At 36.1% G+C, this 19781-nt stretch carries 16 protein-coding genes; 9 read left to right on the forward strand and 7 right to left on the reverse strand.

What is annotated here, in order from left to right; genetic code table 11:
- Positions 1-48: 48 nt before the first annotated feature.
- From benB to catA, 3 genes are all read right to left on the reverse strand, one after another.
- Positions 49-549, reverse strand: a complete 501-nt coding sequence (gene benB, locus HX124_RS08805) for a benzoate 1,2-dioxygenase small subunit (protein ID WP_107008677.1) — start codon at positions 547-549, stop codon at positions 49-51.
- Positions 546-1946, reverse strand: a complete 1401-nt coding sequence (benA, locus tag HX124_RS08810) for a benzoate 1,2-dioxygenase large subunit (protein ID WP_107008678.1) — start codon at positions 1944-1946, stop codon at positions 546-548. Before benA ends, benB begins: the two co-directional genes overlap by 4 nt.
- 90 nt (positions 1947-2036) lie before the next feature.
- Positions 2037-2957: a catechol 1,2-dioxygenase gene (catA, locus tag HX124_RS08815; RefSeq protein WP_286376890.1), complete on the reverse strand. Its 921-nt coding sequence runs from the start codon at positions 2955-2957 to the stop codon at positions 2037-2039.
- 249 nt (positions 2958-3206) lie between these two features.
- Between catA and HX124_RS08820 the strand changes: the two genes are divergently transcribed.
- The 3 genes from HX124_RS08820 (at position 3207) to HX124_RS08830 (ending at position 7444) form a co-directional block, all read left to right on the forward strand.
- Positions 3207-4124: a LysR family transcriptional regulator gene (locus tag HX124_RS08820; protein WP_107008680.1), complete on the forward strand. Its 918-nt coding sequence runs from the start codon at positions 3207-3209 to the stop codon at positions 4122-4124.
- Positions 4125-4675: 551 nt separating this feature from the next.
- The gene (locus HX124_RS08825; protein ID WP_107008681.1) at positions 4676-6049 is read left to right on the forward strand and encodes an MFS transporter; all 1374 of its coding nucleotides are present in this window, start codon (positions 4676-4678) and stop codon (positions 6047-6049) included.
- Between the two features lie 102 nt (positions 6050-6151).
- On the forward strand, positions 6152-7444 hold the full coding sequence (locus HX124_RS08830; RefSeq protein WP_286382298.1) for a DcaP family trimeric outer membrane transporter: 1293 nt from the start codon (positions 6152-6154) through the stop codon (positions 7442-7444).
- Positions 7445-7564: 120 nt separating this feature from the next.
- Here the strand turns inward: HX124_RS08830 and HX124_RS08835 are convergent, their stop codons facing one another.
- Positions 7565-8437, reverse strand: coding sequence for a DMT family transporter (locus HX124_RS08835; protein ID WP_286382299.1), 873 nt, complete (start codon positions 8435-8437; stop codon positions 7565-7567).
- Positions 8438-8574: 137 nt separating this feature from the next.
- Between HX124_RS08835 and HX124_RS08840 the strand changes: the two genes are divergently transcribed.
- Positions 8575-9963, forward strand: a complete 1389-nt coding sequence (locus tag HX124_RS08840; protein WP_286382300.1) for an aminotransferase-like domain-containing protein — start codon at positions 8575-8577, stop codon at positions 9961-9963.
- Positions 9964-9973: 10 nt separating this feature from the next.
- Here HX124_RS08840 and HX124_RS08845 read toward each other — a convergent pair whose 3' ends face one another.
- On the reverse strand, positions 9974-10411 hold the full coding sequence (locus HX124_RS08845) for a hypothetical protein (RefSeq protein WP_286382301.1): 438 nt from the start codon (positions 10409-10411) through the stop codon (positions 9974-9976).
- Between the two features lie 135 nt (positions 10412-10546).
- Between HX124_RS08845 and HX124_RS08850 the strand changes: the two genes are divergently transcribed.
- Positions 10547-11170, forward strand: a complete 624-nt coding sequence (locus HX124_RS08850; RefSeq protein ID WP_286382302.1) for a class I SAM-dependent methyltransferase — start codon at positions 10547-10549, stop codon at positions 11168-11170.
- Positions 11171-11202: 32 nt separating this feature from the next.
- Here the strand turns inward: HX124_RS08850 and HX124_RS08855 are convergent, their stop codons facing one another.
- Positions 11203-12681, reverse strand: a complete 1479-nt coding sequence (locus HX124_RS08855; RefSeq protein ID WP_286382303.1) for a phospholipase D family protein — start codon at positions 12679-12681, stop codon at positions 11203-11205.
- Between the two features lie 192 nt (positions 12682-12873).
- Between HX124_RS08855 and HX124_RS08860 the strand changes: the two genes are divergently transcribed.
- Together HX124_RS08860 and HX124_RS08865 are read left to right on the forward strand one after the other, a co-directional pair.
- The gene (locus HX124_RS08860) at positions 12874-13983 is read left to right on the forward strand and encodes an S-(hydroxymethyl)glutathione dehydrogenase/class III alcohol dehydrogenase (protein ID WP_107008688.1); all 1110 of its coding nucleotides are present in this window, start codon (positions 12874-12876) and stop codon (positions 13981-13983) included.
- 139 nt (positions 13984-14122) lie between these two features.
- The gene (locus tag HX124_RS08865) at positions 14123-14557 is read left to right on the forward strand and encodes an I78 family peptidase inhibitor (protein WP_286382304.1); all 435 of its coding nucleotides are present in this window, start codon (positions 14123-14125) and stop codon (positions 14555-14557) included.
- Between the two features lie 64 nt (positions 14558-14621).
- Here the strand turns inward: HX124_RS08865 and HX124_RS08870 are convergent, their stop codons facing one another.
- Positions 14622-15827 carry an amino acid aminotransferase gene (locus HX124_RS08870; RefSeq protein WP_286382305.1) on the reverse strand — a complete coding sequence of 402 codons (1206 nt, stop codon included), beginning with the start codon at positions 15825-15827 and terminating at the stop codon, positions 14622-14624.
- A gap of 291 nt (positions 15828-16118) precedes the next feature.
- On the opposite strand from HX124_RS08870, the gene HX124_RS08875 reads away from it, so the two are divergent.
- Positions 16119-16883 (forward strand): alpha/beta fold hydrolase, encoded by a 765-nt coding sequence (locus HX124_RS08875; protein ID WP_286382306.1) that lies wholly within the window; start codon positions 16119-16121, stop codon positions 16881-16883.
- Positions 16884-17398: 515 nt separating this feature from the next.
- A complete protein-coding gene (locus HX124_RS08880) occupies positions 17399-19531 on the forward strand; it encodes a bifunctional diguanylate cyclase/phosphodiesterase (RefSeq protein ID WP_286382307.1) in 2133 nt (710 codons plus the stop codon).
- Positions 19532-19781 lie beyond the last annotated feature (250 nt).

The following is a 19781-nucleotide window of genomic DNA, read 5'->3' on the forward strand; positions in this document are numbered from 1 at the left end:
CTGACATTCGCCAAATGGGAGTTTGACGAATGCCATCCTTGTTTGTTTTTAGAGGTGGTAGATATCAATGACTTGATTGATATAGTCATTTTTAAGTACAACGTATTTACTTAAAATCTGTGGTTGTTCACCTGAAAAATCAATTTCATAGCGAGACATACCAAAATAGCTATAACTGTTTTTATAACGGAAGCTCAATGTATTCCAGTTAAAGCGAACAGTGACTTTATCGCCATCACGTTCAACAACTTCTACGTTAGCAATGTTGTGTGCAGTACGTGTATTTGGCATGGTTGCAGAAGAGCGTTCAGTTTTAATACGGAACACACGGTCTTCTAAACCTTGACGGTCAGGGTAATAAATCAATGAGATCTCAGCTTGAGGATCTTCAGTAAGTTTGTCATCGTCATCCCAAGCTGGCATCCAAAATGATGCAGATGGTGCATAACACTGTAACCATTCATCCCATTGTTCATCGTCTAAAAAACGAGCTTCACGATAGAGAAATTGTGCAATATTTTCTAATGATGCTTTGTCTTGCGCGCTCATGCATTTTCTCCTTGTGCAGACGTTTCTAACTCAGCCAATTCTTTTTCAGCTGCGATGGCATGTTTCATGGTTTTTAACCAATATTGATGTTGAGCAAGGTATAAGCCTTCATCTTCAGTTTTGATACAGCTTAATGCTGGTTTTAAACCAATTTCATTTGCAGCATCATCTGGACCTTGAATCCAATGTTTAGAACCACGGCACATGTCGTTCCATTCAAGTTCAATACCTGCATAACCTGCTTGACATGCACGGAATTCTTCAAGGTCATCTGGTGTTGCCATGCCTGAAGCATTAAAGAAGTCTTCATATTGGCGAATACGACGAGCACGTGCTTCAGGTGCTTCACCAACAGGCGCGATACAATAAATCGTAACTTCTGTTTTATTCACAGAGATTGGACGTAATACACGGATTTGTGAACCGAATTGATCCATCAAATATACGTTAGGATATAAACATAAGTTACGTGAACGCTCGATCATCCATTTAGACATTGCCGCGCCGTATCTTTCTGTATATTCTTCAGCTTTAGGGAAGTTTGGACGGTCTTCTGGGTTTGCCCATTGTGTCCAAAGTAACATATGACCGTGATCAAAACCGTAAGAACCACCGCCTTGTTTACCCCAAGAACCTGCGCTCATTGCACGAACATTATCAAGCTCTTGTTGCTTTTCTTTACGCTGTTGCGTTGTTGCTGCATAGTTCCAATGTACCGCAGAAACGTGATAACCATCTGCACCATTTTCAGCAGTGAGTTTCCAGTTACCTTCATAGGTATAGGTTGATGCACCACGTAAAACTTCTAAACCTTGTTCAGATTGGTCAACAATCATGTCAATGATTTTTGTGGTTTCACCCAAAAATTCTTCTAATGATGGAACATCTGGGTTTAAGCTACCGAATAAGAAACCTTTATAGTTTTCAAAACGCGCAACTTTTTTCAGATCATGAGAGCCTTCTTGGTTAAAGCAATCTGAATAACCTGCCTCGCTTGGATCTTTAACTTTAAGTAATTTACCTGAGTTATTAAATGTCCAACCATGGAAAGGGCAAGTATAAGTTGCTTTATTACCACGTTTATTACGGCAAAGCTGAGCGCCACGGTGTGAACACGCATTAATCATTGCGTTTAATTCACCATTACGGTTACGTGCGATCAGAATCGGTTGACGACCAATATAAGTTGTATAGTAGTCATTGTTTTTTGGAATTTGGCTTTCATGTGCCAAATACACCCAATTTCCTTCGAAAATATATTTCATTTCTAGGTCAAAAAGGGCTTGGTCTGTAAATACTGAACGATGAAGTTTAAATTCACCTGTTTCATAATCATCTACAAGAAGCTCATCAATACGATCAAGATGGCTGGTATTAATCACTGGAATACGTGGCATGTCCGTTCTCCGACTGTCCAAATGTGGGCAAGTCACCGAAATATGTTTAAATATATTTCGGTTCCAAAAGCGCTTTAAATAAAAGGGAAATTATGCAGAAGCTCGACGACGTTCAACTTCGGTTGATGGCGCTTGAACTTGTTCTTTGACTAACTGAATATTGAATGTAATGTGTTTGAAAGCTTTGTTTAAACCACGACGCGCGATTTCAGCTTCGTCTGTGACATCTTCTGCGACTGCGACTAAACCATCACGTGTTGCAAATGCAAAGTCATCCCACAGGTACTGATCACCTTCGATATTAAATTGAGTGGTGAGTTTGCGATAACCTGGTGCAGAAACAAAATAATGAACATGAGAAGGACGGTTACCATGACGACCCAGTTTATCAAGTACAAATTGAGTTGTACCTTCTGGTGGACAGCCGTAACCTACAGGCATAGTCGTCTGAGCGACATATTGACCGTTGTTATCAGATAAAACTGTACGACGTAAATTAAAATCAGACTGAGATTTATCAAAGAATGAATAATTACCTAAGCTGTTTGCGTGCCAGATTTCAACTTTAGCACCTTCAATCAGCTGACCATTGGTATCTGTCACTTGACCTTCAATAAATAAAGTATCAACGTGATCAGACTCAGAACCATCGTCCATACGTGTGAAACCAATCGACTCAGGAGCACCTGCTACATACAGTGGACCTTCAATCGTACGCGGTGTTCCACCTGAGATGCCTGCTTTAGCGTCGGCTTCATCGGCACGTAAATCGAGATAATGTTCTAAACCAAGACCCGCAGCAAGTAGCCCAAGTTCATTTGCTTTACCTGCATCGGTAAAGTACTCAAGTCCTTTCCAAATTTCAGTTGCAGATAAATCAAGGTCTTCGATGGCTTGGAATAAGTCACTGACAAGACGGACGACGACTTGTTGCACACGAGCATCGACAACACCTGTTGCAGTGTCAACATTCATTTTTTTAACAAGTTCATTAATTTCTTGACGATTCATACTATCTATGCTCCTAGAGTATGAGGTCATCCTGAGCGACAAGCATTCCTTTTTGTAGCTGGCTGACAGGCTGGCCCAAATTTGATCACAACAACATGATTAGGCTTTTAAATCTCTAGAATAAAATTCCGTTTAAAAAAACTTCACTTTGTTGCTAATTTACTTCATGCTATATACCTTAAATGAATGAATTAGGTCTTGTCGAAGATCAATTATGTATTTTTTTATACTTCAAAGGTATTCGCTGTCATGGAACTTAGACACCTTCGCTATTTTGTTGCTGTTGTTGAGGAGCAAAGCTTTACAAAAGCAGCAGAAAAATTGTTTATTGCTCAACCACCTTTGAGCCGTCAGATTCAAAATTTAGAAAATGAGTTGGATGTTCAACTATTTATACGAGGAAGTCGCCCTTTAAAAACAACAGAAGCAGGTCAATTTTTCTATCAACATGCCGTTAAACTTTTGTCTAATGCTGAAGAAGTAAAGAGCATGACCAAGCGTGTTGGTCTAGCCGATCGCACATTAAATATTGGTTTTGTTGGTTCATTATTGTTCGGTTTGTTGTCAAATATTGTCTATTTATTTAAGCAACAAAACCGTGATGTCAAAATAGAAATGGTTGAAATGACCACAACAGATCAAATTGAGGCATTAAAAGAAGGACGTATAGATGTCGGATTTGGACGTTTAAGAATTTCAGACTCAGCAGTAAAACGCGTTTTACTACGAGAAGAGCCGTTAATGGTGGCGGTGCATGGAAGTAGTCCTTTAGTACGCCAATATAAAGATGGAATTTACTTGGCAGACTTATTAGACCAGCATATTTTGCTATACCCAAACCACCATAAACCAAACTTTTCAACACAGATTCGTCATTTATTTTCAGAGTATGGACTCGACTTAAAAAATGCACGAGAAGTACGCGAGTTACAACTTGCTTTAGGTTTTGTTGCTGCTGCTGAAGGCATCTCAATTGTCCCAAGCAGTGCCCAAAATATACATTTATCCCATCTGCACTTTATACCTTTATTAGATGATGCTGCGGTGAGTCCAATTTTTATGGCAATGCGTAATATGGATGAAAATAACGATATTCACTCTTTATTTGATTGTGTTTATCAGGTTTATGACCTTGAGCAGATTGAATATGAGCGCCGCGTTCTCTAAAGAAAAATAATTTTGTGCTTAAAATTTAAACATACGTGCTTTTTATTTCAAGATAAATAGCACTTATTTTTTTGAATTGTTTATTTTTAATACATATTAAATTTGAAGTAGAATAATATTTCATCACTAAATATAGACCTTTGTCGCAATATAATCATTAACTGATTAGAAAATCTATTCAATATTATTATATTTATAAAAAATCTTACAAAAGAGCAGAAAATAATATAATGAGTTATTTAAAGATTAAACATCATCAGGCAAGAATTAAAATAAGACGATTTAAATTTTTTGTGAAAAAACCCTATTAAAATTCTCTTAATATGATTTTTTTTAAATAAAATCCAAAATAGCGGTTAAAACCGTTCGTCATTTTGTAGAACTGCTTAAAAAAGCAGTTATTTAATTATAAGCTATTGTTATTTATACAATAAAAATAAAACCTACTTTTTAGGTATAGATTTATACGCAATTGGTTTTGGACATTAAAAACACTTTAATCCATTGTTTGAGAAATTTTCTACCGTTCACGCGCAGGAGGCGCAAAGTGTATGGCGAATTTAAATATAAATACAATTGTGGATGAAGCGAAGTTCACCCCATTTCATTGGAACGTATTAATTTGGTGTTTACTGATTATTATTTTTGATGGTTATGATTTAGTTATTTATGGCGTTGCATTACCATTATTAATGCAAGAGTGGGGATTATCTGCTGTACAAGCAGGTATGCTCGCAAGTACCGCCTTATTTGGCATGATGTTCGGTGCAATGTGCTTCGGAACCTTGTCAGACAAACTAGGTCGTAAAAAAACCATCATGATTTGCGTTGCAATTTTTAGTGGGTTTACTTTTTTAGGTGCATTTGCTTCCAACCCAATTGAATTTGGTATTTTACGTTTCCTTGCAGGCTTAGGCATTGGTGGGGTCATGCCAAACGTTGTGGCACTCATGACCGAATACGCACCCAAAAAAATTCGCAGTACATTAGTTGCTGTGATGTTTAGTGGTTATGCCATTGGTGGTATGACATCTGCATTATTAGGCGCGTGGTTAGTGACAGACTATGGTTGGAAAATCATGTTCTATATTGCCATTATTCCATTTGTTGCCTTGCCATTAATTTGGAAGTTTTTACCTGAATCCCTCATGTTCTTGACCAATAAGGGGAAAACTGAACAAGTCCGTCAAACTGTACAAAAAATTGCACCAGAAAAAAATATTTCTGCTGATACCGTATTTGTACTGAATGAAGCAACTGTAGGCGATGAAGCGCCATTACGTGCTTTATTCCAACAAGGGCGTACTTTCAGTACCTTGATGTTCTGGGTCGCTTTCTTTATGTGTTTACTGATGGTTTATGCATTAGGCAGTTGGCTACCAAAATTAATGATTCAAGCAGGTTACTCGCTTGGTGCAAGTATGATTTTCTTATTTGCATTAAATATTGGTGGGATGGTCGGTGCAATTGGTGGTGGGGTGTTATCAGACCGTTTCCATTTAAAACCTGTATTAACCATTATGTTTGCAGTTGGTGCAATCGCATTAATTTTACTTGGATTTAAGAGCCCACAAGCAGTTTTATATACACTGATTGCAATCGCAGGTGCGGCAACCATTGGTTCACAAATTTTACTTTATACTTTTGTTGCACAGTTTTATCCAGCCGCTGTACGTTCTACAGGTATGGGATGGGCTTCAGGCATCGGACGTATTGGTGCAATTGTAGGACCTGTATTAACAGGAGCGTTATTAACTTTACAATTGCCACATCAAATGAATTTCTTAGCAATTGCAATTCCAGGGGTAATCGCAGCACTCGCAATTTTCTTGGTGAATTTGAAAGCATCAGTAGACCAAAGCAAAGAGACTCGTCCTTCTGCTTCGGTTAAAAATGGATCAACAATAGAGTCATCTGTCAATTAAACTAAAGAAAAATAATTTAAGTTTTCTTTATCTTATTGAATCAGATACATTTATTCGTGGCATCAAAGGATGATGCCACTATCATCAAGAAATGAGGTTTGGATGAATACTCATAAGAAATTTTTTAAAGTAAAAACGCTTCTATTGGCTATGGGCGTATGTAGTACTGCGCTAACGCATGCAAAAGATGTGAATCCTGAAATTGAACAATTGCGTAATGAGATTAGTGAATTACGCCAACTGTTAAATCAGCAGACACAACAGCAGCAACAGCAAGCAGTACAACTGCAAAACTATCAGGAAGAAAAAGTTCAACTCGCAGCAAATACAACACGCGGTGGTTTGGCTTTAACTAAAGGTGGCGCTGAAATAAGCTTTTATGGAAATGTACGAGCTGATCTTCAATATCAAATTGAAGGTGGTCCAGCGAATAGACTATATAACCAAATCAGCACAGTTGCTTTAGATGGTGTCAATGAAAATAGCGACAACCTAAAATCAACCTTGTCGGCTACACGTTTTGGTTTTGATTTTAAAACGCCAACTCAAGTCGGTGATGTTGGTGGTAAGCTTGAAGTTGACTTCTTAGGCGGCTCGTCTTTAGATACTTTACGTATTCGTCATGCTTATTTAACCTATGGAAATTGGTTAGTTGGTCAGACATGGTCAAACTTTGCACCTGTAGATTTTATGCCTGAAGTCGTTGATGCACTTGGTTTTGTCGGTGGTTCAGTTAAACGTACACCACAGGTTCGTTATACGCAAAAATTAAATGCAGATACTAACTTTGTCTATGCTTTAGAAGACTCTAAAGATAGCAGTTCAGATATGCGTTTACCTGCTTTAACAGCACGACTTAACCATAAAATAGTGGATAATTTATCACTTGGTGCGCGTGCAATGGTGACTGAAAAACGTACCAAAGTAGATGAGCAAACAGCATGGGGTGTAGGTGTAGGTTTAAAATATGATGTAACACCAACTACAACATTGAAGGCGGACTACTACCATGTCAATGGTGACAGTAGTTTCGTGTCATGGACAAACCAAGGTTTTGTGACTGATGCGAATAATCAGATTCTTGAAACCAATGAATTTGATTCTATTACCTTCGGTATTACTCAACAGTTCAATGAAAAATTGCGTGGTACTTTGGCTTATGGTTATATGAAAGCGGATCAAAATGACCGTTATATCAATGCCCTTGCAGATAAAACCAAAGCCAACAAAGACTTATGGCAAGCATGGGGTAACGTATTTTATAGCCCAGTTAAACCACTCAGCTTTGGTGTTGAATATGTTTACGGTGAGCGTGAAGCATTTGGTGCAGCACCCAATGGCAGCAAAACAGGTGAAGATAATCGTGTAAATGCGGTGGCAATGTATAACTTCTAAGTTAAAGTTATATGAGTTAAAAGAGTTCCAATAAGTCGATATATAAACCTATTTTGACTTATTGGACTTTTATTTTACATATGATATTTTTAAAAATAAGAACATGTTTTAGATGAAAAGTTAAGCATATTTCTTTGCAAGTAGTACACAAATGAAGACCAGACAACTGACCATAAGCATGCTCATTGTGACTTGTTCACCCAATAAAAAAGCTGAAAGCATTAAGCCAATCAAAGGCTGTAATAATTGAATTTGCCCTATTTTTGCAATACCCCCAAGTGCTAAGCCTTTATACCAAAAGAAAAAACCGATTAACATACTAAAGATAGCAACATAAAAGAGTGCTAAAAATTCAGTAGTTTTAATGCCTGTAAAACTTTGAGGAAAATAATAAATGGTTAAGGGTGCCATGATTGGAAAAGTTAAAATAAGTGCCCAACAAATCACTTGCCAGCTACCTAATTCACGAGATAAATATCCACCTTCAGCATAACCTAGCCCACATAAAATAATCGCAACCAACATATAGGCATCACCAATTGCGACATCTTGGGTTGTACTCTGGCTGAACATAAAGATCAGTACAAAGCTGCTGCCGAGTAGGGCAAATAACCAAAATTGAATACTAGGTTTTTCATGTGCTCGAAACACACCAAAAATTGCGGTTGAAAGTGGTAATAAACCAACAAAAACAATGGCACGAGATGAAGGAATACTTTGTAATGCTAAAGCAGTAAACAAAGGAAAACCAAGTACAACACCCAAAGCAACAAGACTTAAAGATTTTACTTGAGAAATACTGGGATATTTTAGTTGAAATTTATAAGAAAATAGCAAACAAAACAGTCCCAAAACTGCTGCAATTGTAGCTCGGGCTACCGTGAGAAATTCAGGGCTAAATCCTTGTACTGCAATACGTGTAGCAGGAAGTGAAGCTGCAAAAATTACAACGCCAATCAAACCATTGAGCCAACCTATATTTTGACGATTCATATTTTAAAATCTTGACAAATAAGGCTTATTTAAAGCTTTTATCTTTTTTGAAAAAAGCCACAGTGCAATACAATAAAAAGAAACTGTTATGCTTCTGTATGCAGTACAATTTGAAAAAATAGACCAAAGTGCAGCCCATGACGATCAGTAAAATTGAACGAGCCATTGCTTTTATTCAGCAAGAGATTAGCAATAAAAAACTCATAGCAGGTACACGTTTAATGTCTGTGCGACAACTTGCGCAACATTTAAACTATTCAGTCTCTACAGTGGTTGAGGCTTATGCGCGTTTAGTGGCTGAGGGTTTAATTGAGGCGCGAACAGGCTCGGGTTATTATGTATCCACAAAGATGCAGGTCATTCACAATATTGAAAAACCTGTACAATACGAACGTGAAGTAGATCCTTTATGGATTTCACGCCAATCCCTAGAGGCTAAATCTGATGTCATTAAAGCAGGGTGTGGGTGGCTACCTGTGGAGTGGATGCCTGAGTTAAGTCTTCGCCGAGCACTCAAACAGGTTGCCAAAGCAGAAGCCTCTCTTTTGGTTGATTATCCTATTCCACATGGTCATTTAGGTTTAAGACAATGGATCGCGCGAAAAAACAAAAAATATGATCTTGAATTGAGCGTTTCTCAAATCTTAATGACCGATTCTGCCACACAAGCAATTGATTTATTATTTCGAAAATTGTTAAAAGCAGGAGATGTCATTTTAGTGGATGATCCATGTTATTTTAATTTTTTAGCTTTAAGTCAAGTACATGATTTACAAGTTATTTCAATTCCATTTACTGAACATGGTCCAAGCGTACAGCATTTTCAGCAAGCATTATTATATCAACCCAAAATTTATTTAACGAATTCAGGTATTCATAACCCAACAGGTGCAACATTATCTATTGCACATGCGTATCAAATTGCAAAATTAGCAGAACAGGCAAATTTAATCATTATTGAGGATGATATTTTTGCTGAGTTTGAACAGATCCCAGCACCGCGTTACTCATCTTTAATGGGATTTGAGCACGTTATACAAATCGGCAGCTTTTCTAAAACAGTAACGGCGGCTATTCGTTGTGGTTATATTATTTCACATGAAAAATTTATTGATGAATGTATTGATTTAAAAATTGCCACCAATTTTAGTGGTGGGCATTTAAATGCAGAAATTATTTATCAAGCTTTACTTGATAGTAGCTATAAAAAGCATCTGGATAACTTACATAAAAAATTATTAAAAACAATGCAGTTCACGATTCAATCATTGGCTAAACTTGGAATTGAACCTCTGATTATTCCTAAAGCAGGCATTTTTTTGTGGTGTCAGTTACCAAAACAGATGAATGCTTCAGTTTTATCAAAATTATGCTTGAAACAGGGTGTTATTTTAGCACCAGGAAACTCATTTAGTCAGTCACCTGATGCAGGGCAATTTATGCGTTTTAATGTTGCACAATGTGGGCATAAAAAAGTATTTGATGTCTTAGAAAGTGCAATGGAGGAAATGAAGAATATTCAATGAATATCATTGTTTAATCAGTATATTCTACATAATCCCAAAGATTTAAACGGGCTTTAATTTCACTACGAATATTTGGTAATAAGGGTAAAAGTGTACCATCTATCCATAAGCTAAATGCTTGCGTTGAGATTTTTCGTTGTGTCGCATCAATAAGATGTACACCTTTGACCACAATCAAGGTTTGTTCAGAAACAACAGTTTCAATTCCTTTAAATAAAACCTGTAAGCTGTGACCTGTGTCAATAATTTGCCACTCTAGTTCTATTTCTATGTTTTTATTAGACTTTAAAATAGCTTGACCTTCAAGAAAATCATTTGTAGATAGACAGTCATGATCTACTCTTACTTTACTTAAAAACCACTCCTGCATTTTTAACTCATCTAAAGTGTGGTGGGGGATTAAAATATCATCAAGATTAAATTTTTGGCTTAAATCGAAAAATTGCATGGGAGGAAAACTTATAACAAAATAAACAATGAAAAATCATATTTTATGCGAAGCATTGTTTAGAGTAAAACCTTTGCAATACTTGGCTATTATTCTGTATAAAGAAACATCACTGATTGATTAGGCTTTATTTTGATGGCGATACAAGACGTTGCAAGCCCTATAGATCTTCGTAATCCCCAAGATGCAGCTTTATGGGCAAGCGAGGCAAATGAAAAAAGACCGTGGCGTTATGAATTTTTTAATTATTATTCACGTTTAATTAATAATTTGAATATTCAACCTATTTGTGTTTTAGAATTAGGTTCTGGTCCTGGTTTTCTGGCTCAATATTTATTAGAAAAGTGTGAAAATATTGATTATAGTGCTTTAGATTTTTCTGAAGCCATGCATGAGCTATCAAGAAGTAAATTATCAGCACAGCAGTTAGAAAAGACCACTTTTTATGTGGCAGATTTTAAAACAACAACGTGGGCAGATCATTTACCACAATATGATGTGATTATTATTCATCAAGCTTTGCATGAGCTGCGACATAAATCTTATGCCTTAAACTTTCATTGCCAAGTTAGAAAATTATTAAAACCTACAGCCATTTATTTGGTATGTGATCATATTTTTGCACCACATGCGATGCAAAATCATGATTTATATATGTCTACACAAGAACACGTTCAAAGTTTAAAGTCAGCAGGTTTTAAAGATATCGACTTGGTAATGCAAAAAGAAAGCTTGTGTTTATTTGAGTGTAAAGCTTGACTGTGATGACTAACTTTAAATATATGAATAATTTACATCATCCACTCAATCGGTAAATACGAGACACTATGCATCACACCACGCTGAAAACGTGTTGTTTCAGGTTCTTGAGTGTATTTTTTGATGCTGCCATCGGGTTGATGGTCATACCAATTGATTTTGCCTTGTGAGTCGAGTTTAAGTTCATAGGCAACTTTTAATAGATAGGTATCAAGTAATAATGACACTTGTTCTTGCAGTTGATCTGACTCAACCACTAAGCCAACTTCAGTATTTAAGTTAAAAGAACGAGGATCAAGATTAAAAGAACCAATAAAAACTTTATTGTCTATATCAATAAATTTGGCATGTAAACTTGATTTATCTTTACCTTTTTTAGGAATAACATTCCCTGTAACTACTTCATACCAAGTTCGATTTTTGCGTTCAATATAAGGTTTAAACTCATAGAGTTTTACACCACTTTTCAATAAATCTGTACGATATTTTTGATAAAAAGCATGAACTAATGCAACATCATTTGCGACAAAGGAGTTGGTCAGAACGCGAACATCAACGCCTTGCTTGGGGAATTGTGCTAAATATTGTGTACCTACTTTCGTTGGAACAAAATAAGCTGAAATTAAGTCCATTTCTTGTTTAGGCTCACCTAAATGTTGACGAATTTGGTGAGAAATTAATTCGCCATTTTGGGCTTGCCCTAAGGTTTTTTTAGGTGAATCTGCAAGGAAATGTGCGCGTGCCCAATTGATACGATTTTGCTTTAGCTCATTTGCGAGTTCTCGTTGTTCTGTATCCACTTTTGTATCAGTTTCAGGCTCTTTTTTTTCTAATTTTTGATAGTCTAATCTTAACTTTTCTAGATCTTTAGCATTGCCTTGAGTAATAAATTGTTGATTTGGATAGCTTAAATCATTATTCCAAAAGTTTGAAAATACAGTATTTGCATCATGTACTGCTGTACCAAAAAATAAAATGTCCATATCTGTAAATTGGAAGGATTCACTGGCATCAAAATATTCACTGCTAATATTACGTCCGCCAGTGACAGCAATAATACCATCGGCAATGATCAGCTTATTGTGCATACGATGGTTAATTTGTTTTAAACGGAAAATATAATCTAAAACTCTGAAGTGTCTAAATTTATAGGGATTATAGAGTTTAATTTCGATATTGGGATGTGTGCTTAATGCCTTTAATTGAGGGTCTATTTTTGTACCATTTTGGTCATCAATGAGTACACGAACTTTTACGCCACGATCAGCCGCTTTAAGTAATTCATGTAGCATCAGATTGCCAATAAAATCATCAGCCCAAATATAGTACTGTAAGTCTAGGCTAGATTTTGCGTGACGAATTAAGTGAATACGAGCAGCAATACTTTGAAATGCATCACTCATGGCTAAATAAGCAGTTAAACCTTGTTGTAGTTGATTTTGAGTATTTTCCCCATTCAGCCAATGTTCACTATGAATTTGAATTTCATTGCTGGGTTTCGATTGATTCATAGGCAAACTGCATCCTGACAAAAAAGACAAACTTAGTGTGAGTGCAATTGAAGCGTGGGAAAATTTCATTCTTATTGAATAAATTGTTAAATTTTAATAAATCATAACACTAGTTATTGGTTGAATCATCAAATGAAAAAAGGTTACTGTAGCTAATCTGTTAAAGAACGACCCTATGAAGGATGATAGTGTATGAAATCACGTGCAGCGGTGGCATTTGCGCCAGGAAAACCTTTGGAAATTGTGGAGATTGATGTTGCTCCACCACAAAAAGGTGAAGTGTTGGTTAAAATTACCCATACAGGTGTATGCCATACAGATGCATTTACCTTATCAGGCGATGATCCCGAAGGTGTATTTCCAGCAGTACTGGGGCATGAAGGTGCAGGCATTGTGGTGCAAGTGGGCGAAGGCGTAACATCTGTTGCTGTGGGTGATCATGTTATTCCACTTTATACCGCAGAGTGTGGTGAATGTTTATTTTGTAAGTCAGGTAAAACCAACTTATGTACAGCAGTACGAGCAACGCAAGGTAAAGGTGTAATGCCTGACGGCACAACACGTTTTTCATATAATGGCGAGCCAATTTATCACTATATGGGATGTTCAACTTTTAGTGAATATACCGTTGTTGCTGAGGTATCATTAGCAAAAATCAATCCTGATGCAAATCCTGAGCATGTATGTTTACTTGGTTGTGGTGTAACCACAGGCATTGGCGCAGTACATAATACAGCGAAAGTACAAGAAGGCGACTCTGTTGCTGTCTTTGGTTTAGGTGGGATTGGTTTGGCTGTAGTACAAGGTGCTCGTCAAGCAAAAGCAGGACGTATTATTGTTGTCGACACTAACCCAGACAAATTTAAACTGGCTGAAGAATTTGGCGCAACTGATTTCTTAAACCCTAAAGATTATGATCAACCCATTCAACAAGTGATTGTAGAAATGACGGGTTGGGGTGTTGACCATTCATTTGAATGTATTGGTAATACCAATGTGATGCGTTCAGCACTTGAATGTGCCCATCGTGGTTGGGGGCAATCTGTGATTATCGGTGTTGCGGGTGCAGGTCAAGAAATTTCAACACGTCCGTTCCAATTGGTGACAGGACGTAAATGGATGGGAACAGCATTTGGTGGGGTTAAAGGTCGTAGTCAATTGCCAGGTATGGTTGAAGATGCAATGAAAGGTGAGATTCAATTGGAACCTTTTGTCACACATACAATGGGCTTGCAAGAGATCAATGAAGCATTTGATTTAATGCACGAAGGTAAGTCAATTCGTACAGTGATTCATTTTTAAACTTCAAATCACAATTGTTAAAACGTTAAAATCAGCAGAGCTAAAGTTTTGCTGATTTTTTATTAATTTTGCAAGAATTTGACATTAAATTTCTATAAGTTTGCTAGTCTAGTGTCTTTATTTTGACTTTAAATTATTTATGAAAAATATTGTATTTTCTAGTGTTATTCTACTTTCCTTAAGTGCCTGTTCTACTGTTCAAAATCAACAGGAAGCAGCACCATTGATTGGGATGCCAAATCCTGCAAGTCAGTATTGTATTGAACAGGGCGGAAAGTTAGAAGCTGTGAAAGATGCGCAGGGTGAATCTGCCTATTGTCATTTGCAAAATGGTGAGAAAATTGAAGAATGGGCGTTATTTCACCAAAATCAAGCACAATGTGTTGCAGATGAAGCTAAAAAACTGCTTGGGCAAGTTGCTACAGATGATGCTCAGTTAAAGCAACAAACTAAAGCGCAAAGTATTCGTCGTGTTGCACCTCAGCAACCGATGACAATGGATTTTCGTTCAGAGCGTTTAACCTTGGTGATTGATCCAAATACGAAAAAAATTCTGCAAGCGAGCTGTGGTTAAGTAGAAAAATTATTGTTGACGTAAAAAACCCAAGCGAACTTGGGTTTTTGATGCAATTTAACAATTAAGCCGTTGCTTTAATGACTTCAGCAAATGCATTTGCAACTGTGTCGATATTATTTAAGTTTAGACCTGCCGCACACATACGACCGCTACGTACTAAATAAATACCGTATTGATCTTTTAATGTATCCACTTGTTCAGCCGTTAAACCTGTGTAGCTGAACATACCTTGTTGTTTAACCAGATAGCTAAAATCACGTTCAGGCAATGCTGCTTCAAGTTTTGCTTTTAATAACTCACGCATTTTGATAATACGCTCACGCATTTCTTGTAGTTCAGCTTTCCAGTTTGCAGCCAAAGCTTCATCGTGCAATACATTGTCTACAATCAAAGCACCTGTTGTTGCAGGGCTTGAATAAATACGGCGTACAGTTGCTTTTAATTGACCCAAAACTTTCTGTGCAGTTTCTGCATCATCACAAACGAAGCTTAAGCCACCAACACGTTCGCCATATAATGAGAAAATTTTAGAGAAAGAGTTACTCACAATAAAGTTCATACCAGATTGATCTAAGGCACGAATAGCATAAGCATCTTCTTCTAAACCTTGACCAAAACCTTGATATGCAATATCCAAGAATGGAATGAGATCACGTGCTTTTAACACTTCAATCACACGATCCCATTGTGCAGGGGCTAAATCCGCACCCGTTGGATTATGACAACATGGGTGCAGTAAAACGATGCCTTTTGCTGGAATTTTATTTAAATCTTCGAGCATTGCTTCAATATTGACACCATTAGTTGCAGCGTCAAAATAGCGATAGAAATGAGAATTTACACCCGCACCATTAAAAATAGCGATATGGTTTTCCCAAGTCGGTTGGCTCACCCAGATATCAGATTCAGGAAAGTATTTTTTTAAGAAATCTGCACCGACTTTAAGCGCACCTGAGCCACCTAAAGTTTGAATCGTCACAACACGACCGTCTTTACGTGCTTGTGAATTTTCACCAAATACAAGTGCTTGTGTTGCTTGATTATAAGTTTTAGAACCATCCATTGGTAAGTAAAGTTTTACTTTATCATTTAAAGGTTCAATATTTTTAAGCGCAGTTTTAACCGCTTCAAGCTGAGGAACGATATTGTCCTCATTATAATATAAACCAATACTCAAATTTACTTTTTGAGTACGTTCATCCTTACTATACTCTTCCATCAATGAAAGAATTGGATCACCTGCATAAGGATCGACATGTTGAAACATGGTGAAAAGTCCTAAATCAAACAAAGTTATTGTGTTTAGATAATATAAGCGAAATTTTGACTGACTCAACTCAGGATTGAAGATAAATTCTTATAAATCTTTCAACTTTAGTTTATATAGTGGATAAATTTTGCACTTTTTAAGGGAAAAGATCAATTTTAGTCATATTTTTGCTTTTAATCGATTTATGTAGATTAGAAAATTACGGTATAGATACAATAAAATATTGTTCAAGTTCAGCGATATTGCGATCATAATAGCGATCTAATTTTGAAAATATTTGGAATTCCCATGTTGTTAAATTATCAATGGCATCAACCTGAAAATGATCAACAACGTACACCGCTTGTGCTCATTCATGGTCTGTTTGGCAGTTTGAGTAACTTAGGTGGAATTGCACGTGCTTTGTATGCCACATATGCTGTCTTGCAAATTGATGTTCGTAATCATGGTCAATCACCCCATTCAAGTGAAATGAACTATCAAGTGATGGCACAAGATATTTTAGAAACCTTAGATCATTTAAATATTCAGCAGTTTTCTGTTATTGGTCATAGTATGGGCGGAAAAGTGGCAATGAAACTCACAGAGCTTGCCGCTGAACGCTTAGAACAGTTGGTGATTTTAGATATTGCACCGTTTGCCTATCAAGAAAATCATCATGATCAAATTTTTAAAGCTTTATTTGCAGTTAAAAATGCTGCTATTCAGAGTCGAAAAGAAGCGACAGAAATTATGCGTGAATTTTTAAAAGAAGAAATGGTGATTCAATTCCTTTTAAAATCATTCAATAAAGGGCAATGGTTGTTTAATGTTGATGCCTTATATGCACATTACCAAGATATTTTGTCATGGGTAGACATTCCACAATGGTCAAAACCAACACTATTTGTGCGAGGTGAAAATTCGCCTTATATTGGAAAAGCACTGTATGTAAATGCAATTGAGGCACAATTTTCTCATGCTCAGCTAGAAACAGTCGCAAATGCAGGGCATTGGTTACATGCAGAACAGCCCGAAAAAGTTTTAAATTTTATTCAAGCCTATTTAAATTAAGTAGAAGAATTATTTAGTATAAATAATCAATTCTAATTTAAATAAAAACCTAATTTCATGTGAAATATAATATTTCTAAATGAAATTAGGTTTTTTTATTTTATTATAAAAAATATAAAAACTTTAAATAAATCATAATAATGCATTGTTATTACATAATTTAGTAATAAAAAGTTAAATTTATCAATTTATTTTAAGTAAATGTGATATATTTCGCAATTATTGTTAAGTGTTTTTATATTTTATGAGAAATATAATTTATTAAAACGACTTGATAATCTATACAATTTTTTAAAATCATTTTATATTAAAGGTCATTAAGCTTCTTTTTTAAACTAAAATGTATCGCATTTTAAACTTTAATTATTTTTTATAAATCAAAGTTTAAGCTTTTAATTTTAATGTTTAAAAATATGGGTTTAATATGATACTTAAATATCTATTGATCAGATAGCTATTGTGATATGAAATGTTGATAAATATATCAATCTAGGTTTTTGCAAAAAGGATCGTATATGGCTCGGTTAGATTTGCCTCATGAGACACAAATGGGTCAGACGGATACGTCTCAAACAACGATTGTTCCTGCAAAAACGGTCATCAGTGATGAAGCTAAACTAACATTAGATTTACTGCCTCATCTTGTTTGGATCAAACGTGCAGATGCTGTTTATGGTAACACTGCGCTTAAAGAATACCTAGGCACGGAGCAATCTCTACAGGATTGTGAGTGGCTAAAATGTGTTTATCAAGAAGATGCCGAACATTTATATAATTTGTGGAATCACGCTCAAAAAACAGGGCAAAAATTTGAAAAAGAATGTCGTATTCGTGATGTAAATGATCAATATCATTGGTTTTTACTAATCGCACAAAGTCATGCAAGAGCGGCTAAACAATTTGATTGGACCATTACGTGTACGTATATTCATGAACGTGCAGTGTTATTACGTGACACGACGGATTCATTGCGCGCGCATACAGATATGCTAGATGTTAGTGTGGACTGTATTAAAATCGTCCGCCCAAATGGAACGGTTTCACATATGAATCGTTCAGGTTGCATTGCGTTATTAGGTAAAGAAAAAGTTAAAAAATTTGATATGGAATGGTTAGGTCTTTTACCTCCTGAAGTGCGAGATAAAGGGCAAATAGCGATTTCTGCGGCTGCAAAAGGTAAAAATGCACGTTTTGCTGGTATGAGTGGTGAGGGTGCTGCTCGTCAGTATTGGGACAATATTTTAACGCCTGTCGTCAATGACGAAGGTCAAACGACCAGTATTTTATGTGTTTCACGTGATATTACCTTACAACGTATCGCTGAAAATAAATTACGTATTAGTAGTGAACGTGATGAATTAACAGGTTTAATGAATCGCCGTTCTTTTAAACAAAGATTAAAAAAATCCTTATTAAAATCTAAAGCCAATAAAAAAATGGTTGGCTTGATGTTGATAGATCTAGATCATTTCAAGCATATTAATGATACTTTAGGGCATCCTGCTGGCGATCATTTACTCAGAATATTATCAAAACGTTTGAGTCATAGTTGTGATGAGCAGACTTATGTTGCGCGTTTAGGTGGTGATGAGTTTGCAGTTGTGGTTGAAACATTAGGTGATCTGGAAACATTCAAACAAGCAACACAAAAAGTATTAAGACAGTTAGATCGCCCAATCACATATACAGGTAAATTGATTAATGGTGGTATGAGCATTGGTTGTGCGATGTACCCACAAGATGCTAAAGATAGTTCAAATTTACTCAAATTTGCGGATACTGCCCTCAATAATTTAAAAGATGGTGGGCGTGGTGGTGTACGTTTCTTTAATCAAGACATGTTAGAAATCACCTTGAAAAAAGCCAAACAGTTGGAAACAGCACGTAGAATTGTACGTGACAACAGTATTGAGCCACATTATCAACCTAAGGTAAATTTAGAAACAGGTAAAATTATTGGTTTTGAGGCATTGCTACGTTGGAAAGATACCGAGCATGGTATTCAACTCCCAAGCACAGTTGTTGAAGCATTTAATGATTATGAGTTAGCAACAAAAATTGCAGAAACAATGCATTTAAAAATTTTTAATGATATTGCATGTTGGTTAGAGCAAGGTTTAGATGTTGTACCTGTTTCAATTAATGCGTCACCTGTCGAGTTTATGCGCGATAATTATGCTGAAACGTTATTGAAACGTCTTGAAAAACAACAGATTCCACATCACTTGATCGAGGTGGAAATCACAGAACATATTTTGGCTGAGCGTGGTTATGTTTATGTTGCACGTGCTTTAAATAAGTTAAAACAAGTGGGTGTGCGTATCGCCTTAGATGATTTTGGTACGGGGCATTCTTCTTTAACACACTTGCATGACTATCCTGTAGATAGCTTAAAAATAGATTGTGATTTTGTACATCGTATGAACAGTGAATTGCCTATTCACGCCATTGTACAAGGTATTTCTCAATTAGGACCAATCTTGTCATTAGACATTATTGCAGAAGGAATTGAGACACAAGAACAGCTTGATAGCCTAAAAAGAGTAGGTTGTACTTTGGGACAGGGCTTTCTATTTAGTAAAGCAATTCAGTCAGATTGTGTTGTTGAAATGTTAAGTCATAATACTCTTCGGATAAAAAATGATTAATTTAAAAAAAGTGCTTGTAAAAAGTGTAAACAACGAGTATTTTAAATTTATACAGATTTTTTATGTGAATAAAATGTTAGTTAAACCTTTGATCAATAACGTATCTTATTATTTTTGGCAATTCTTTAGATAATTGCCTAGATACGTTTGGGCAAAAAAAGTTGCCCTTCAAAGTTAATACCTGATCGGCAACCCCGATCAGGTTTTTTTATGCACATATTTTTTAATTTTTTGGAGAACTTCATGAATA

The organism is Acinetobacter sp. 226-1, assembly GCF_030329325.1.
In the GTDB taxonomy this organism is placed as follows: Bacteria; Pseudomonadota; Gammaproteobacteria; order Pseudomonadales; family Moraxellaceae; genus Acinetobacter; species Acinetobacter sichuanensis.

Bases quoted from the DNA above. Each gene is read 5' to 3' on its own strand.
- HX124_RS08820 (WP_107008680.1), top strand. From the start codon at position 3,207: ATGGAACTTAGACACCTTCGCTATTTTGTTGCTGTTGTTGAGGAGCAA.
- catA (WP_286376890.1), bottom strand. From the start codon at position 2,957: ATGAATCGTCAAGAAATTAATGAACTTGTTAAAAAAATGAATGTTGAC.
- HX124_RS08880 (WP_286382307.1), top strand. From the start codon at position 17,399: ATGGCTCGGTTAGATTTGCCTCATGAGACACAAATGGGTCAGACGGAT.
- HX124_RS08830 (WP_286382298.1), top strand. From the start codon at position 6,152: ATGAATACTCATAAGAAATTTTTTAAAGTAAAAACGCTTCTATTGGCT.
- HX124_RS08825 (WP_107008681.1), top strand. From the start codon at position 4,676: ATGGCGAATTTAAATATAAATACAATTGTGGATGAAGCGAAGTTCACC.
- HX124_RS08840 (WP_286382300.1), top strand. From the start codon at position 8,575: ATGACGATCAGTAAAATTGAACGAGCCATTGCTTTTATTCAGCAAGAG.
- HX124_RS08875 (WP_286382306.1), top strand. From the start codon at position 16,119: ATGTTGTTAAATTATCAATGGCATCAACCTGAAAATGATCAACAACGT.
- HX124_RS08865 (WP_286382304.1), top strand. From the start codon at position 14,123: ATGAAAAATATTGTATTTTCTAGTGTTATTCTACTTTCCTTAAGTGCC.
- HX124_RS08850 (WP_286382302.1), top strand. From the start codon at position 10,547: ATGGCGATACAAGACGTTGCAAGCCCTATAGATCTTCGTAATCCCCAA.
- HX124_RS08855 (WP_286382303.1), bottom strand. From the start codon at position 12,681: ATGAATCAATCGAAACCCAGCAATGAAATTCAAATTCATAGTGAACAT.
- HX124_RS08870 (WP_286382305.1), bottom strand. From the start codon at position 15,827: ATGTTTCAACATGTCGATCCTTATGCAGGTGATCCAATTCTTTCATTG.
- HX124_RS08860 (WP_107008688.1), top strand. From the start codon at position 12,874: ATGAAATCACGTGCAGCGGTGGCATTTGCGCCAGGAAAACCTTTGGAA.
- HX124_RS08835 (WP_286382299.1), bottom strand. From the start codon at position 8,437: ATGAATCGTCAAAATATAGGTTGGCTCAATGGTTTGATTGGCGTTGTA.
- benA (WP_107008678.1), bottom strand. From the start codon at position 1,946: ATGCCACGTATTCCAGTGATTAATACCAGCCATCTTGATCGTATTGAT.
- benB (WP_107008677.1), bottom strand. From the start codon at position 549: ATGAGCGCGCAAGACAAAGCATCATTAGAAAATATTGCACAATTTCTC.
- HX124_RS08845 (WP_286382301.1), bottom strand. From the start codon at position 10,411: ATGCAATTTTTCGATTTAAGCCAAAAATTTAATCTTGATGATATTTTA.